Genomic DNA, 14,546 nt, shown 5'->3' with positions numbered 1-14,546 from the left:
GAAGATACGCTTCCTGAGAACGTTGAGCCACGTCGCTGGTGGAAAGCATAAGTCTCAATCGGCTTATCGACTAAACAGGCCGGTCCAAAGGAATTTGGGCCGGCTTTTTTGTTCCCAGAGCGCCAAAATGCGCCATAGTGGGCGAACTTAATTCATAAGGGAGGGTGCCAGATGTCAATCTGGTCAGACATGGCTACGATCGTCGGCTCGACGCTTGGTGGCGATATTACATTTAAGACCGCACAGGCCTATCGCTCGGAAGCAGCATGGTTCGTCTTTGGACCTTTGACCCTGCTTGGTGCGATTGCGTTTTATTATCGCGAACGCTTTGCAGAGCGTTTGGAAGAACGCCTTGGCTATTCCGCAACCAAGATCACTCACCCGATCATTTCTGTTCTCTTGCTGCTTGGAATGCTGGCTGCATTCTTGCCGCCAATGAACGATCTGTTGAACACGATCACGCTTGGCTACCTTGCGGTACTTGTCGTCTTTGGTCCGATCATTTTGATCATGTTTGAGCGCACACCCGAGCGTACAATTGTGATTTATTGCTACATCATCATGGCCTCGATCATCTTTATTGGTGTGATCCAGCGCTTTGTCTTTTCGGTTCAGGTGCCTTGGTCCACCACTATTCCACCGCTGTTGTTCATGATCATGGCGTGGTTCGGCGCGACGTTTAACATTCGTCTGCGCACACACCTTAGCTTTAGCGAATTTCGCACGAAATATGGCCCCAAAGGCCAACTGTTTTGGCTCACGTTCGACAATGCCCTTTGGCTGGTGTTCTGCATAATCTGCGTAACAACGATGTCGCGTGTGACGGTCAACACCTACGACAACTTCGCGATTGTTCTAGGAACAGACGACACGATGCGCTGGTGGTTCCTTGCAACAATGCCTGTGTGTTTCATTTTGCTCGCCACGCGCGCATTTGAAAACGTGGTTGAGGATTTCGCCAACTACAAATCAGGTAAACCCCTGATCAAACAAGCTGTTATCGGGGGGGATGTATAATGATAGATTCAACTTGGATTACGATCATTTCATTAGTCTGCACGTTCCTGTTTATGATGGGAACGCCGGTACTGCTGGTGATCTTTTATTGGGTCGTTGGCTGTAGTTTTGTCATCGATCTAACGCTCGACAACACAGGCGGCGAACTCTTGAACGTGTTCAAGGACGGTTTTGCCCTACTTGCGATGCCATTGTTCATTCTAACGGGTGACTTGATCAACAAATCAGGTATCGCCAAACGATTGTCCGACTTCGCATACTCCTGCCTTGGATGGATCCGTGGTGGTCTGGCGATGGCGGCGATTGGCGCTTGCGGATTATTCGCGGCGATCTCTGGCTCGAACTCTGCAACAACAGCAACTATCGGTTCGATGCTACACCCTGAAATGGTCAAAGGCGGTTATGATGAACGCTTCTCGGCGGCAACAGCTGCAGCGGGCGGCACTGTGGGTATCATTATTCCACCCTCGATCATCTTCATCGTTTACGGCTTCCTGATGAACTTGCCGATCTCTGATCTGTTCATCGCAGGAATCGTTCCGGGGGCCTTGATGGTTCTGGCTATGATGGCGACGTGTTTCATCGTTTGCTCTATCAACGATTGGGGCATCATCATTGCATTGTCCTTCAAGCGCGTCTTGAAAACGGCTGTTGGCGCATGGCTTGGCTTCTTCGCAATCGGTCTGGTTCTTTGGGGGATTTACACAGGCAAATTCTCGCCGACAGAGGCGGCTGGCGTGACTGTTGGCTTTGGTATCATCGTGGCCCTTGCCAGCTATCCCCTTAACAAAACCATGGGCACGACTGGGGATACACCAATTGAGGAACGCTCCATCAGCTCGATGTTTGTTGTCGAAGGCTTTACGCTGAAAGACATCCCATCGGTTGTTGTGCGCTCTGCTCAAATCTCTGGCATCTTGGCACCGCTGATTGCTGTGTCGGTTGTGATGCAGCAGATCCTGTCGCTGCTTGGCGCGCAGGAAGTGATAGGTGGCTTTGTAACGGGCATGGGTGGTTATTACCCTGTTCTGTTCACAGCGATGGCGATTGTGTTTGTGGCTGGTATGGTTCTTGAATCACTGCCTGTGACGATCATTCTTGCACCGATCTTGGCGCCTATCGCGGCAAGCGTTGGCGTTGATCCGATCCACTTCTCGGTGATTTTCCTTGTAGGTGCATCCATTGGCTTCATCACGCCACCCTACGGTCTGAACCTTTATGTCGCATCTGGTGTAACTGGGGTTCCATATTTCAGACTGCTTCGGTATTCTACGTTGTACCTTGTGGCGCTGATTACTGTTTGGATTACGGTCGCACTTGTCCCAGATTTGGCGCTATACTTGGTTCCAAGTAGATAAAGAGTTCTGATGCCTGACGACCTTCAAAAATTACAAGAGACGCAGATACCTACCAATCTGCGCCTCTTGCTTGTGGTTGAAGAAATCGCCAAGGCTGGCACTCCTTTGAAGCCCATGCAGCTCAGTGCAGCGCTTGGGCTTCCTAAACCAACCATCCATCGGCTTTTGCAAACAGCAGAGGCCGAAGGATTCCTTCAACGCGATCTTGATGGTCGCTCCTATGGCCCCGGCCCGCGACTTCGCCAGATTGCCGTGCATACGATGTCATCGGAGCGTTTGCGCACAGGGCGATTGGCGATCTTGAAAGCCGTCGCAGAAGACATTGGCGAGACCTGCAACCTTGCCACGCCTGACCGCGAAGGGATGACCTATCTCGACCGTGTCGAAACAAAATGGCCATTGCGCATTCAGCTGCCCATCGGCACGCAGGTTCCGTTTCATTGCACGGCGAGCGGTAAAATGTACCTCTCCACGCTGCGCGATAGTACGCTAGAAGCAGTGCTGAATTCTCGCAATCTGGAAGGGCTGACAGAAAAAACCATTATCACCTCTGACGCCTTGCGCGCAGAGTTGGCAGAGACCCGCAAGCGCGGATATTCGCAAGATGACGAGGAATTTATGCTTGGTATGACAGCAATCGCCGTCCCTGTCATCGATAGCTCTGGACGCTTGATGGCGACCCTTTCTGTGCACGCGCCCGGTCAGCGCCACGCAGTCGCGGATCTTACTCAGTTCTTACCCAACCTTAAGGTTGCGGCAAAAAAATTGTCTGACCTTCACAGCACCTAACTGACAGGGGGCGCACCACGTGCTGCGCTGGCCTTCGGGCAACTTCGATGTCGTGCGCTGTAACTCTGGGCCATGAATCCGAAAACGTCGCTAACCTTTCCTCCATGCTTCTGGAGTTTGGTTCGTCCACAGACGAAACGCACGAAAGAATGCGCTTGGCTCGGCATAACCCAAACGGTGCGAAATTTCACTGACCGGTAGATGAGTTTCACGCAGTAATGTCTGCGCTCGCTCGCGTTTTAGATCCGCTTTCAGGCCGCGATAACTATGCCCTTGCTGCAAAAGTTGACGACGCAAGGTGGCCGCGGACATATCAAGCTGCTTGGCAAGCTCTGGTAGGGTCGGCCAATCCGTCGGCTCTGTCGCTTTCAGAACCTTCATCACCATACTTACAACGCCCTCATCAAACTTATACCCAATCAGAAAGCTCCCAGGTGCGGCACGCAAAAAACGTTTCAACGCAGCCTCGTTTCTGTTCACAGGTCGCTTGAGATAACGAGCTTCAAACCTGAGCGCGCCCATTGGGGCCGCAAATTCCACAGGTGCGCCGAAGAACTGATGGTAGTCCTTTTCATGCCAAGGTGGGGCGCAAGTAAAACTGAGCGAATGCAGGGGGATACGCGCATCCGCAAGCCAGCAGGTGAGGCCATGCAAGATCACCCAATATGTGCGATACGCAAACGCGCTGCGCTCTGACGTGCTGTCGTGCAGGGTAATTTGTGCGCTGCCTTTGGACATGCTGAGCGTTCCGTAGGGTTCATCAAGCGCGACCTTTAGAAACCGCAAAGCACGACGCAATGCTATTTCTACAGTCGGCGCACTCCTAGCAGAATGGGCCATAAGGGTGAAGCTCCCCGGACGCATCGCACGTGCGGCATTTCCAAAAAACTCATCGTTCATTGCCTCTGCAATACCCAGCCACAAACGACCAAATGCGTCTGGACTGATCTGTCCGCCACTTGGGCTTTCAATCTGGGCTTTTTGCAACAACGCACTGATATCGACATTGCCACGCCGTGCACAATCAAGCGCCTCGCTGACAAACGCATTGGAGATAAAGGTGCTAGACATAGAGACGCGTCATGGCATTTTAGCTCATTTAATTGATTTGATTTCAGCATAGTTTGCCACTCCTTGCTCGTCTATAATATTTTCACCTGCTATTTGAGGAACCGCGACATGACTGCTGCCGACCCCATCGTTATCGTATCCACCGCGCGCACGCCCATGGGAGGGTTCCAGGGTGATTTCGCCTCTGTGCCTGCGGCCCACCTTGGATCTGCTGCGATCAAGGCTGCGGTTACGCGCGCAGGCATCGCCCTCGAGAATGTTGAAGAAGTCGCCTTTGGCAACGTGCTCAGCGCTGGCCAAGGTCAGGCGCCCGCGCGTCAAGCCGCGCTTGGTGCGGGTCTGCCGCTGTCTGCCACATGCACTACACTGAACAAGATGTGTGGTTCTGGCATGAAGGCTGCGATGTATGCGCATGATATGCTGGTTGCCGGCTCTGCCGAGGTGATCGTTGCGGGGGGCATGGAAAGCATGTCAAACGCACCATACCTGATGCCGAAAGCGCGCGAAGGGCTGCGTATGGGGCATGCGGAAATGAAAGATCACATGTTCTTTGATGGACTTGAGGATGCGTATGACAAAGGCCGCCTTATGGGCACTTTTGCAGAAGATTGCGCCGAGAGCTTTCAGTTCACGCGCGAGGCGCAAGATGATTACGCCTTTGCCTCGCTTGATCGTGCAATTGCTGCGATTGAGGGCGGTAAGTTTGATAGCGAAGTGACACCCGTGACGCTGAAAACCCGCGCGGGCGACGCACAGATCACAACAGACGAACAACCCGCAAAGGCCAAGCGCGATAAAATCCGCGCGCTTCGCCCTGCGTTTCGCCAAAATGGCACCGTGACGGCGGCGAACTCCTCTTCCATTTCCGACGGCGCTGCAGCAATGGTGATGATGCGCGCGTCTGAGGCCGAGAAACGTGGCCTTACCCCCCTCGTCCGCATGGTCGGACATGCAAGTTTCGCAGACAAACCAGGCCTGTTTCCAATAGCACCTATCGGTTCACTCACGAAACTGTCGGAGAAAACCGGATGGGCGCTAAGCGACGTGGATTTGTACGAGATCAATGAGGCCTTCGCAGCGGTCCCCATGGCCGCGATGCATGTGCTCGATTTGCCCCATGACAAGGTGAACATACACGGTGGCGCATGCGCACTTGGTCATCCCATTGGCGCATCAGCCGCGCGCATCATGGTGACCCTGATCGGCGCGCTACAGGCAAATGATATGAAACGCGGCATCGCCTCAGTCTGCATTGGCGGCGGCGAAGCAACAGCAGTCGCATTGGAGATGATGCAATGATCCTGAACGAGACCCAAGACGCGATCCGCGAGATGACCCGCCAATTTGCTGAAGACGTACTTTGGCCGAACGCGGACACGCGCGACAAGTCCTGCGAATTTCCACGTGCCGAACTGTCGCAGATGGGCGAACTTGGCCTCATGGGCATGCTTGTGCCCGAGGAATTTGGTGGCTCTGACACGGGCGCAGTTGCCTATGCATTGGCGCTTGAGGAAATCGCTGCGGGCGATGGTCCTGTGTCTACTATCCTGTCGGTGCATAGCTCCGTTGGCTGCGTGCCAATCGTGCGCTTTGGCAACGATGCGCAAAAGCAAAAATATCTCCCCAAGCTCGCATCTGGCGAATGGATTGGCGGATTTGCTTTAACAGAGCCACAAGCGGGCTCTGATGCATCCAACCTCAAGACCAGCGCAGTGCGCAATGGCGATGAATGGGTGATAAACGGTGCGAAACAGTTCATCACGTCGGGCAAGAACGGTCAGATGATCATCGTATTTGCGGTGACAGACAAAAACGCGGGCAAACGTGGCATCAGTGCGTTCATCGTGCCAACAGACACACCTGGCTATGAGGTAGTGCGCGTCGAAGACAAGCTTGGATTGAATTGTACAGACACCTGCCAGCTCGCCTTCACAGACATGCGCATTCCTGCAGAAAATATGCTAGGTGAAGAGGGCCAGGGCTATAAAATCGCACTCGCCAACCTCGAAGGGGGTCGCATCGGCATCGCTGCCCAAGCGGTCGGCATGGCGCGGTCTGCCCTGAAAGTTGCGCGCGATTATGCAACTGAACGGACCTCTTTTGGGACAGCCATCACCAACCACCAAGCAGTCGGTTTTCGCCTTGCCGATATGGCCACCCAAGTGGAAGCAGCCCGTCAAATGGTGCTGCACGCCGCTTCTTTGAAAGAGGCAGGCATCCCCTGCTTGAATGAAGCCTCGATGGCGAAACTCTTCGCCTCCGAAGTTGCGGAAAAAGTCTGCTCCGACGCGATCCAAACCCTTGGCGGCTATGGCTACTTGTCAGATTACCCGGTCGAGCGGATATATCGTGACGTGCGCATCTGCCAAATCTATGAAGGCACAAGCGACATTCAACGCCTCGTTATTGCGCGCAACTTGGATCAAGTGGCCTGATCTTCAGGCTCAAGGTCGTCTGCCGCAAACTTATCAAATGCGCGTTTCATATCTTTCAGCTTGGCGCTTGCTGCACGCTTGACTTGCATATCTGCGGCAACAATATGCCCGCCTTTAAACAAAAGCTGGGCTGCGCGCGCTAACCCACCAAACATGGGTACGCGAATAATACCATTGGCGATCATGCTGCGATAAAGCTCTGACTCTGCGACTTTTGATATCCCGAGCTGCTGCGCCAACAACGCAGACGAAGCCCGGTTCTGCGCCCGCGCAATCGCCACGGCCAGAGCGTAAAGCGGCCCGGTCTTACTTGCTTGCGCCACTTTCACCAATGCAGGAACTGGAAGCGCTACAGCAACAGCACCACCGATGAGTGTCTTATTAAAAGTCCGTCCATCCATACTTCCAATATAAAAACGCGCCCACCCAATTGCGAGTCACTCGCAAAAAACTCTTCCTTTTTCTATAAGTATCCTGAGGAGTACGAGGGGCTAGCCCCTCGCCTCGGTCCGATCACGCAGTGATTGGAAACCTAGAGAACTTTGATGACGTCTTTATCAATGGACAACATATAGCCTTTGCGCGCGATGTTCTTTACCAACAACTCGCTCACCATTTGATTGCCCAATCCATCGCGCAACCGCTTGATCCGCGTTGCCCCAGCCGCCTCTTCACAATTTGCCGAACTGCGACCCGAAATGACACCCTCGATCTCAGCACCCGTCATCACATCATCGTCCATGCGTGCCTCTGCGAGCACGGATAGCGTTTCCATCGCGGCATCGGTCAGTTTGAAGCCCATGTTATTAAGATAGACAGTCTTCTCATCCCGCGAGATCAATAGCGATGACACTTGAATCCCCGATCGCTCAATCTGCGCCATACGGCGGTTCAAAACGATCAACATAACCAGAAACAAGACAGCTGCGATCAGCAAAGCCGTGGCAAATACCAGCAAGACAAAAATGACAAATCGATAAGAGGCCAAGGTCTCGGAAAACGAGGTGCCCGATTGCGCTAGGATCTCTAACAGCTTGATCTCTGCACCGCTTGTGAGATCATCGTTTTTAACGAATATCTGCTCAACACGCATATTAAACGCATTAGCGTCCGGCAAATTCGCAAACAAGATGATCGCAGCAACCAACAAAATGCCGACAATCGCCGCTAACCCAATAACGACAATCCGATTGCCTGTACGGCGCACATCGCCTGCGCTGGCTATATCATCTAGCAAAGCCACTCTCCTGATTAGTTTTCAGAGACTGACAAAACCTTGAGCAATGTCCAGCCTTTTGATGCGAGCTCCGCTTGAACTTTGGCCTTTGCCGCCTCTTTCGTGCAGGGCCCCGAGACCGTAAGCGATCCATGCTCCAAACGCAGCGGATTGTCTTGCTTGGCCTTATAAACGGCTGTGCAATCGGCGAACGCGGCTGTAGCTACAAAAGTGATGCAACACGCTGCGATAAGTGTTTTGATGTGATGTGTCATGCCCGAATAGATGCGCGCAAACAGGCTGCTATTCAATAACATTGGCGTTGAAACGTGACGACATCCGATAACATCGCGATGATATTGCCTGCCATCGAGGGGTGCCCCCAAGTTGATCCCATCAAGCCCGCCAAGCACTGGCAGGCACCAACCAAGTCAGGATCACACAATGCATCGCACGTTTATCTCAACAGTTATTGCCACCGCTCTCACGATCACAGGTATTTCCTCCACAATGGTACAGGCCGGTGAATACCGCTACGCACCGCAGCCCCAGCATCGCACGCAAAACCCGGTAGATCCGGTTGCAGCAACTATCGCTGGTATCATCGCCCTCGCGATTATCGGCAAAGCGATCGACAACAATGGTGGCTTTAAGAAAAAGTCAAAATCAAAAAAACAGCACGCGGCTCCGCAACGCCAGCACAAGCAAAAACGCGCACATAACAGTCACCGCCGTCATAACGGTCACCGCGCAAACAAGTGGCACCGTCACGGCAATGGTCATGGCCACAAGCACCCACATGGTCCACGCCACCACCGTGGTCGTCACTAACAAAAGTTGAGCAGTGAGCGGCACTTCCCCCCGGAGCGTCGCACATAGGAAAAGCGCGCAATTAGACATCGCTACGCGCTTTTTCATATATTCAAGTCGTATTTTTGAACACCAACTGTGGGATCAAGTTGAACGCCGCCTCAGTTTCGGACGTATCGTCAACTACCATAGGCCACACGTTTGGCGCAAAGTTGTGTGCATAAAACACTGCCTCGACACCAAAACGGTCAAGCACGTTGGAAAAGCTATCGATCTCGTCCCTAAAAAATTCCACTTTGCGGTAAAGGACTAGAATCAGGGGGAGCGCCTTCAAAACTACTATGTTCTGGAGAGATCTCAGGCGTATTGAGCGCTGTCTGCCCCGCCTACATCTTTGCAGCGCGGATAGTCCAAGCGCGTGAAAGGATTACATCGTGTGCGCTGAGTGCATCCACAGATGGATAAAACATGCTCAAATCAAGCCAAGGGGACAACGTTACCACGCAAACAGGCATCGGCCTTTGCTTTCCAAGCAATCGATGGAGCAAAGCCAAAACTAAGCCCCCACCCGCGCTCGTCCCAGAAAAAACATCTTGTAGGCAGCAACCCCGCTCGCACACATCGCTTCTTAGGCTGCTTCAGCATCATCCATGGCCGCAGGGTAAGGCTCATTTATCGCTGTGATATATCTCACAGAAATCACCGTTGCAGCACAGCTCATCGCAAGTCGACGTGCATCGTCTTCGTTCGCGCGAGGACTACCAACCGTACTAGCGCCACCGAAAAAATAGAGGGTGCAGACGTTCTGATCCCCAGACGTACCTTCTTGGAGCACATTAGGCGTGACACGCAAACACTCAATTTGGCCCAATTTCATCGAGGTAGATGTAGTAGCCGCATAGTACAGTCCTTTTACGGGCGCGCACTTGTGCGTCAGCCAATTGATAAAGCATTGTGAAGGAATGAACTGCCACATTAGTTTGAACGTGCATCGTAGCTTTTTGTTCGCAGCCTTAGTTCTAGCGAATGAAAGTCCGGATTCATATGCAAATCACTCTTTGCTTTTCGTTCAATGTACGAAATCTTAAGTGGAATGCACAGTATCACAGGCTTGAAAGGCACCCCATGATCAACCTAGGGCCAGATTACTCTTTCGAACAGACAGCACAAGCGCAAGGCCTATCGATTGTGGCTGGCGTGGATGAAGTTGGGCGTGGCCCGCTGGCAGGCCCCGTGACGGCTGCTGCTGTCATCCTTGATCCTATGCGCATTCCACAAGGCTTGAACGACAGTAAAAAGCTCTCCGCTAAAAAGCGACAGCAGTTGCACGATGAACTATTGCTTTGTGCGGACGTCAGCATTGCGCATGCAAGCGTCGAAGAAATTGATGAGCTGAACATCCTGCGCGCGTCGCATCTTGCGATGGAGCGTGCAGTTGCAGCGCTGAAACAGCGACCCGATCACCTTTTGATTGACGGAAACATGATTCCGCGGGGTTTTACGGGTTCAGCCGAAGCAATCGTGAAGGGAGATAGCCGCTCTGTGTCGATTTCAGCTGCCTCAATTATGGCCAAAATCTGTCGAGATTATGTCATGTGGGATTTGGCGCAACACTACCCTGGCTATGGCTGGGAAACGAATGCTGGATACTCGTCAAAAAGTCACAGACTTGCATTGGAAAAAATCGGGGTAACCCCACACCATAGACGTTCGTTTAAACCCGTGCACAACATCTTGTATCAAGAAAAATAAGTAACTTATTGTTTAAAAAAAGAAATTGACGGCGAATCAGCTTTGAATCACATTGGTCCTCAACCACAGAGCGAAAAATCGCCGGTACATGAGGCACGATATGACAGTAGACATTCAAGCGCAGGCTAACGCCACGCTTCCCCTAAACACGATTCAGTCTGGTGACTGCATCGAAGTGATGAACAGCCTGCCAGAAAACTCCATCGATCTGATTTTTGCTGATCCCCCCTATAACCTGCAGCTCAAAGGTGATCTTCATCGCCCCGATAACTCTCGCGTTGACGCAGTTGATGATCATTGGGACCAATTTTCCTCATTCGCCGCGTATGACAAGTTCACCCAAGACTGGCTCAAAGCGGCGCGCCGATTGCTCAAACCCAATGGGGCGATTTGGGTAATCGGTTCTTATCACAACATTTTTCGGGTTGGGTCTGCTTTGCAGAACGAAGGCTACTGGATCTTGAATGACGTGGTTTGGCGCAAGTCAAACCCGATGCCAAACTTCCGCGGAAAACGCTTCACCAACGCACATGAGACAATGATTTGGGCCTCTAAATCTGAGGGTGCAAAGTATACCTTCAACTATGAAGCGCTGAAATCTTTGAATGAAGGTATTCAAATGCGCTCTGATTGGGTGCTGCCTATTTGCACAGGTCATGAACGGTTGAAAGACGAAGCAGGAGAAAAGGCACATCCGACGCAAAAACCGGAAAGCCTGTTGCACCGTGTCCTAATCGGGTCGACAAACCCCGGTGATGTCGTGCTTGACCCCTTCTTTGGCACGGGAACAACCGGTGCTGTCGCGAAGATGTTAGGGCGTGAGTATATCGGTATTGAACGTGAAGCAGCGTATCGCAAGGTCGCAGAGAAACGTATTAAGGCCGTGCGTAAGTTTGATCGTGAGGCGCTTCGCGTGTCTACATCCAAACGTGCGGAACCCCGCGTGCCTTTTGGCCAATTGGTGGAGCGCGGCATGCTGCGTCCGGGCGAGAACCTATATTCGATGAACAACCGCCACAAAGCCAAAGTACGCGCAGATGGCACGCTGATTGGCGATGACGTCAAAGGTTCGATCCATCAGGTCGGTGCTGCGCTTGAGGGCGCGCCAAGCTGTAATGGCTGGACCTATTGGAGCTTTAAGCGCGACGGGAAAACTGTTCCCATCGACGTGTTGCGCCAGCAAATCCGGTCGGAAATGGCAGACAAGCCAATCTAAGAGCACACCCCAGTTTTAAGTACACCGCCGGTGCCTGTGTCCTGACTTCACGGCACCTACTGACCCCGCCTTGTCTACAAGGCGGGGGTTTTTCCGTTTCTAAGACGCCTTGGATGTGTCAAATTTCGCATTTATCAATTGCATGTTTGATCGGATTGCAAAACGCGAAATGAATGCAAGCCGTATCTTTGACAGACCATAAAGCTGGTTCAGTGTCCTGCGATCCACATGGTGTTCAAAGGAGCTTACATAGCTTTCTACTGACAACATATGCATCTTGGCACGAAAGACTCGTTCACCAACTTGGAATTCGATCATTGGCAGTGCTTCTAGATCCGTCAGAAGATCATAGAGCTCGGTGCTGTCCACTTCATTGTCAGGAACAAATCGCAATCCTTCCTTGCCGAGGATAGTGATATGTCCTTCCACATCAAGTTCTGTCACGCGAAGCGTCGCTTGGATCAAGCACGTTTTCCGGTTTTTGAGAATTGGAATAGCCAGAACATTGGCTTTCCAACAGAAAACTATCAAGCTGATCAATCCCAACAGGAAAAAGAACACCAGTGAGAGGTAGAAATAGGATCTAATATCTGCTGCATCCCCTTCACAAAAAGGGCTGGTGAAGGAAAAATCTATCAGTTCGAACATCAATCTTTGTGAGACCTCTTGTGGTTCCGCATTCAAGGCGACCACAGTTTCACACAACTCTTCAAAAATCTGCTCAGCCTTATCCAAATTAGTTTTGCTCAAAGTAACCAAGTCCCAACGTCCTATTTGTTGCAACGTAGTCAGGCTTGCAATCAACCTATTCAGAAACGGAGCGTGGATGGTTTGGCGATGCTCTGTTAACCTTGGGAACACCTTGAGCAGATCCAAATCCTGAAGCGCCGCGCTAAGGCTTGCGCTCTGACTTTCTGAAAGCAGGATGCCCGTTTTAAACAGGCCAACCGTCGCGGCGCGTACCTCATTAAACGCATATTTTTCTTCACATGCCGCCTGCGCGGTACTGGCCCAGGCAATCGCCCAGCTTATCAGTGAAAGTAGAAGGTAGGTCCGGAATATTCGCAAATTTCATCCACCTTGAAGCGATCCTTTGCAGCCTTGTGCGCCTTGAAAGTAAATTTGACGTAAACTAGCCTTGGAAAACCGAAGTTGCATGTTCGGGAAATGCGAAAATGCAAAAGACCGATTTCAAGAAATCCCTGAAATCGCTTTATGTGCCAAGCGCAAAACACTTTGCAATTGTCGATGTCCCAAAGATGAATTTCATCAAGATCGATGGTGCAGGTATCCCGGAAGGGCCTGCGTATGCGGAAGCTGTTTCTTGGCTTTACTCGATCAGTTATCCGTTGAAATTCCTGTCCAAGCAGATTTTGCAAAAGGACTATGTTGTTCCACCTTTGGAAGGGCTTTGGTGGGCGGACGACATGAGCGCCTATACCGAAGGTCGCAAAGAAGATTGGCTTTGGAGCATGATGATCAAGCAGCCCGATTGGATAACTCAAGATATGTTTGGGCAAAGCTTAGAGAAAGCCAAAAAGAAGCTTGGGAGTGCGCCTGCGTCGCTGAGGTTTGAGACTTACGATGAGGGTCTTAGCGTTCAAATCCTCCATATTGGGCCCTGTAGCGAAGAAGCCCCAACAATCGCGCGACGGCACAACGACTTCATCCCGAAGAATGGGTTGAAGGAGACAGGGCATCATCACGAGATATATCTAGGAGATCCGCGAAGACAGCACCTGAAAAAATCAAAACAGTGCTGCGGCAGCCCGTGAAGCGGGTCTAGCCGGCGTTCATTTCAGTGAGGCTCGTCAAACCAGTTTGGGCCATGGCGATGCTCAACTCGTCGCTGAACACATCCCAAAGTTTTGCAAGCCCAGCTTCCCCGCCGGCCGCAATCGCGAACTGTAACGCACGTCCGAAGAACACGTAATCTGCGCCAGCATGCAAAGCTTTCAAAGCGTCCTCGCCAGAGCGCAAACCGCTATCAAAGAAGATCGGGTAATCAGATCCAAGTGCAGCGCGCATCGCAGGCAACAGACTAAAAGGCGATGGCGCACTTTCGAGTTGGCGTGCGCCGTGGCTCGACACTTGAACAGCATCGACGCCCGCATTGCGAAGGCTCACGGCGTCTTCGACATCAAGCACCCCTTTCACAACCAGATTACCATCCCAAGCATCGCGCAAGCGCTTGAGCGTCTCCCAATCCGCTCGCGCGCGGCTTTCGGTGCGGTCAAACTCGTAACCATCCATCTCGAAGTTCGCCATTTGCGGTTTGCCCGCGAAGAGGGCCGATAAGGACCAATGAGGGTGCAACGCGAAATCGATAAATTGCTTAGGGCCAATGCGAAACGGCATCTTGAAACCATGACGTAATTCACGCGGACGACGCCCTACTTCTGGCACATCTGCGGTCAGAACCAACGTTTCGTATCCAGCCGCTTTCGCACGTTCCACCAGTTTAAAAGTGCCAACACCGTCGCCACTAAAGTAGAGTTGAAACCATGCGTGACCCTCGGCGACTTCGATGATCTTTTCCATCGGGGTCGAGGCAACAGTAGACACGCCATGAGGCACTTCATACTTCGCGGCCAAGCGCGCGAGCATCAGATCAGCGCCAACACCAGACAAATTACACATACCCATCGGGGCAATCCCAAAAGGACGCTGAGAAGGTTTGCCAAACAGGGAGGTAGAGAGTGAACGCTCGCTCACATCTCGTATAATCCGCGGGCGCAGAGTTGCCTCATCCAACGCTGCTCGATTGCGCAGAGCTCCCGTCTCTTCTCCAGCAGCTCCGTCGATGTAGTCAAATATCATCCAAGGCAGCTGTCGTTTGGCAAGCCGCCGCGCATCACTCGCAGAGTGGATATGCGCGGCGG

17 protein-coding genes are annotated in these 14,546 nt (G+C 52.1%); 9 read left to right on the top strand and 8 right to left on the bottom strand.

Annotated elements, in window-relative coordinates; all coding sequences use genetic code 11:
* Positions 1-171 precede the first annotated feature (171 nt).
* The 3 genes from QZ280_RS14020 to QZ280_RS14010 are packed head-to-tail and all read left to right on the top strand — an operon-like array spanning position 172 to position 3,164.
* Positions 172-1,017 carry a TRAP transporter small permease subunit gene (locus QZ280_RS14020; protein ID WP_293445299.1) on the top strand — a complete coding sequence of 282 codons (846 nt, stop codon included), beginning with the start codon at positions 172-174 and terminating at the stop codon, positions 1,015-1,017.
* On the top strand, positions 1,017-2,375 hold the full coding sequence (locus tag QZ280_RS14015) for a TRAP transporter large permease (protein WP_293445297.1): 1,359 nt from the start codon (positions 1,017-1,019) through the stop codon (positions 2,373-2,375). Before QZ280_RS14020 ends, QZ280_RS14015 begins: the two co-directional genes overlap by 1 nt.
* A 9-nt stretch (positions 2,376-2,384) precedes the next feature.
* A complete protein-coding gene (locus tag QZ280_RS14010) occupies positions 2,385-3,164 on the top strand; it encodes an IclR family transcriptional regulator (RefSeq protein ID WP_293445295.1) in 780 nt (259 codons plus the stop codon).
* 90 nt (positions 3,165-3,254) lie between these two features.
* On the opposite strand, the gene QZ280_RS14005 is transcribed toward QZ280_RS14010, so the two are convergent.
* Entirely contained in the window at positions 3,255-4,235 is a 981-nt protein-coding gene (locus tag QZ280_RS14005; RefSeq protein ID WP_293445293.1) for an AraC family transcriptional regulator, read from the bottom strand.
* Positions 4,236-4,343: 108 nt separating this feature from the next.
* Between QZ280_RS14005 and QZ280_RS14000 the strand changes: the two genes are divergently transcribed.
* Together QZ280_RS14000 and QZ280_RS13995 are read left to right on the top strand one after the other, a co-directional pair.
* The gene (locus tag QZ280_RS14000) at positions 4,344-5,534 is read left to right on the top strand and encodes an acetyl-CoA C-acyltransferase (protein ID WP_293445291.1); all 1,191 of its coding nucleotides are present in this window, start codon (positions 4,344-4,346) and stop codon (positions 5,532-5,534) included.
* Positions 5,531-6,670, top strand: coding sequence for an acyl-CoA dehydrogenase family protein (locus QZ280_RS13995; RefSeq protein WP_293445289.1), 1,140 nt, complete (start codon positions 5,531-5,533; stop codon positions 6,668-6,670). The genes QZ280_RS14000 and QZ280_RS13995 overlap by 4 nt, the downstream gene beginning before the upstream one ends.
* On the opposite strand, the gene QZ280_RS13990 is transcribed toward QZ280_RS13995, so the two are convergent.
* The 3 genes from QZ280_RS13990 to QZ280_RS13980 all read right to left on the bottom strand — a co-directional run bounded on the left by QZ280_RS13990 (position 6,658) and on the right by QZ280_RS13980 (position 8,203).
* Positions 6,658-7,071 carry a hypothetical protein gene (locus QZ280_RS13990; RefSeq protein WP_293445287.1) on the bottom strand — a complete coding sequence of 138 codons (414 nt, stop codon included), beginning with the start codon at positions 7,069-7,071 and terminating at the stop codon, positions 6,658-6,660. The genes QZ280_RS13995 and QZ280_RS13990 overlap by 13 nt on opposite strands.
* 131 nt (positions 7,072-7,202) lie before the next feature.
* Positions 7,203-7,907, bottom strand: coding sequence for a hypothetical protein (locus QZ280_RS13985; protein WP_293445285.1), 705 nt, complete (start codon positions 7,905-7,907; stop codon positions 7,203-7,205).
* Positions 7,908-7,921: 14 nt separating this feature from the next.
* Positions 7,922-8,203: a hypothetical protein gene (locus QZ280_RS13980; RefSeq protein ID WP_293445283.1), complete on the bottom strand. Its 282-nt coding sequence runs from the start codon at positions 8,201-8,203 to the stop codon at positions 7,922-7,924.
* A gap of 127 nt (positions 8,204-8,330) precedes the next feature.
* Between QZ280_RS13980 and QZ280_RS13975 the strand changes: the two genes are divergently transcribed.
* On the top strand, positions 8,331-8,717 hold the full coding sequence (locus QZ280_RS13975; RefSeq protein ID WP_293445281.1) for a hypothetical protein: 387 nt from the start codon (positions 8,331-8,333) through the stop codon (positions 8,715-8,717).
* A gap of 365 nt (positions 8,718-9,082) precedes the next feature.
* Here QZ280_RS13975 and QZ280_RS16475 read toward each other — a convergent pair whose 3' ends face one another.
* Positions 9,083-9,316 (bottom strand): alpha/beta hydrolase fold domain-containing protein, encoded by a 234-nt coding sequence (locus QZ280_RS16475; protein ID WP_365734774.1) that lies wholly within the window; start codon positions 9,314-9,316, stop codon positions 9,083-9,085.
* Positions 9,317-9,324: 8 nt separating this feature from the next.
* Positions 9,325-9,573, bottom strand: coding sequence for an alpha/beta hydrolase fold domain-containing protein (locus QZ280_RS16470; protein WP_365734771.1), 249 nt, complete (start codon positions 9,571-9,573; stop codon positions 9,325-9,327).
* Positions 9,574-9,821: 248 nt separating this feature from the next.
* Between QZ280_RS16470 and QZ280_RS13970 the strand changes: the two genes are divergently transcribed.
* Entirely contained in the window at positions 9,822-10,448 is a 627-nt protein-coding gene (locus QZ280_RS13970; RefSeq protein ID WP_293445279.1) for a ribonuclease HII, read from the top strand.
* A gap of 100 nt (positions 10,449-10,548) precedes the next feature.
* Positions 10,549-11,664, top strand: coding sequence for a site-specific DNA-methyltransferase (locus tag QZ280_RS13965; protein WP_293445277.1), 1,116 nt, complete (start codon positions 10,549-10,551; stop codon positions 11,662-11,664).
* A 99-nt stretch (positions 11,665-11,763) separates the two neighbouring features.
* Here QZ280_RS13965 and QZ280_RS13960 read toward each other — a convergent pair whose 3' ends face one another.
* Positions 11,764-12,732: a hypothetical protein gene (locus QZ280_RS13960; protein WP_293445275.1), complete on the bottom strand. Its 969-nt coding sequence runs from the start codon at positions 12,730-12,732 to the stop codon at positions 11,764-11,766.
* Between the two features lie 107 nt (positions 12,733-12,839).
* Between QZ280_RS13960 and QZ280_RS13955 the strand changes: the two genes are divergently transcribed.
* On the top strand, positions 12,840-13,439 hold the full coding sequence (locus tag QZ280_RS13955; RefSeq protein ID WP_293445273.1) for a GyrI-like domain-containing protein: 600 nt from the start codon (positions 12,840-12,842) through the stop codon (positions 13,437-13,439).
* A gap of 7 nt (positions 13,440-13,446) precedes the next feature.
* Here the strand turns inward: QZ280_RS13955 and QZ280_RS13950 are convergent.
* A partial coding sequence (locus QZ280_RS13950) for an alpha-hydroxy acid oxidase (RefSeq protein WP_293445271.1) occupies positions 13,447-14,546 on the bottom strand: 1,100 nt, incomplete at its 5' end.

This window comes from Planktotalea sp. (assembly GCF_018607995.1).
Lineage (GTDB): Bacteria > Pseudomonadota > Alphaproteobacteria > Rhodobacterales > Rhodobacteraceae > Planktotalea.
Note: the sequence above shows the minus strand (reverse complement) of the source record. Positions and strands in the feature narration are given on the sequence as shown.

Coding starts and splice junctions, on each gene's coding strand:
- QZ280_RS16470 (WP_365734771.1), bottom strand. CDS start 9,573: ATGAAATTGGGCCAAATTGAGTGTTTGCGTGTCACGCCTAATGTGCTC.
- QZ280_RS14010 (WP_293445295.1), top strand. CDS start 2,385: ATGCCTGACGACCTTCAAAAATTACAAGAGACGCAGATACCTACCAAT.
- QZ280_RS13965 (WP_293445277.1), top strand. CDS start 10,549: ATGACAGTAGACATTCAAGCGCAGGCTAACGCCACGCTTCCCCTAAAC.
- QZ280_RS13955 (WP_293445273.1), top strand. CDS start 12,840: ATGCAAAAGACCGATTTCAAGAAATCCCTGAAATCGCTTTATGTGCCA.
- QZ280_RS13980 (WP_293445283.1), bottom strand. CDS start 8,203: ATGTTATTGAATAGCAGCCTGTTTGCGCGCATCTATTCGGGCATGACA.
- QZ280_RS14000 (WP_293445291.1), top strand. CDS start 4,344: ATGACTGCTGCCGACCCCATCGTTATCGTATCCACCGCGCGCACGCCC.
- QZ280_RS14015 (WP_293445297.1), top strand. CDS start 1,017: ATGATAGATTCAACTTGGATTACGATCATTTCATTAGTCTGCACGTTC.
- QZ280_RS13995 (WP_293445289.1), top strand. CDS start 5,531: ATGATCCTGAACGAGACCCAAGACGCGATCCGCGAGATGACCCGCCAA.
- QZ280_RS14005 (WP_293445293.1), bottom strand. CDS start 4,235: ATGTCTAGCACCTTTATCTCCAATGCGTTTGTCAGCGAGGCGCTTGAT.
- QZ280_RS13990 (WP_293445287.1), bottom strand. CDS start 7,071: ATGGATGGACGGACTTTTAATAAGACACTCATCGGTGGTGCTGTTGCT.
- QZ280_RS14020 (WP_293445299.1), top strand. CDS start 172: ATGTCAATCTGGTCAGACATGGCTACGATCGTCGGCTCGACGCTTGGT.
- QZ280_RS13975 (WP_293445281.1), top strand. CDS start 8,331: ATGCATCGCACGTTTATCTCAACAGTTATTGCCACCGCTCTCACGATC.
- QZ280_RS13970 (WP_293445279.1), top strand. CDS start 9,822: ATGATCAACCTAGGGCCAGATTACTCTTTCGAACAGACAGCACAAGCG.